The following is a 602-nucleotide window of genomic DNA, read 5'->3' on the forward strand; positions in this document are numbered from 1 at the left end:
GGCGTCGGGATGTAGGTGTCGAGTGCGTCGGCCAGCTTCATGATGGCTTCTTCACCGAGCTTGCCCTTGTCGCCTTCCAGCGCCAGCTTGGCCGAGCCGTGGATGATCGGGGTGTCGTCGCCCGGGAATTCGTACTTGTCCAGCAGTTCGCGGACTTCCATTTCGACGAGCTCGAGCAGTTCGGCGTCGTCGACCATGTCGCACTTGTTCAGGAACACGATGATGTAGCCCACACCCACCTGGCGTGCCAGCAGGATGTGTTCACGGGTCTGGGGCATCGGGCCGTCAGCAGCCGAGCACACCAGAATGGCGCCGTCCATCTGGGCGGCGCCCGTGATCATGTTCTTCACATAGTCGGCGTGGCCGGGGCAGTCGACGTGGGCGTAGTGGCGGTTGGCCGTTTCGTATTCGACGTGGGCGGTGTTGATCGTGATGCCGCGGGCCTTTTCTTCGGGCGCTGCGTCGATCTGGTCGTATGCCTTGGCTTCGCCGCCGAACTTGGCCGACAGCACCGTTGCGATCGCAGCGGTCAGCGTGGTCTTGCCGTGGTCGACGTGACCGATCGTGCCGACGTTGACGTGCGGCTTGGTGCGGGTGAACTT

Annotated in this window: 1 protein-coding gene; it reads right to left on the reverse strand. The window is 63.3% G+C overall.

Annotated features, from left to right (window positions below):
- A partial coding sequence (locus HB681_RS37725) for a GTP-binding protein (RefSeq protein ID WP_213959998.1) occupies positions 1-602 on the reverse strand: 602 nt, incomplete at both ends.

Source organism: Variovorax sp. dw_954, assembly GCF_018449755.1.
In the GTDB taxonomy this organism is placed as follows: Bacteria; Pseudomonadota; Gammaproteobacteria; order Burkholderiales; family Burkholderiaceae_C; genus Variovorax.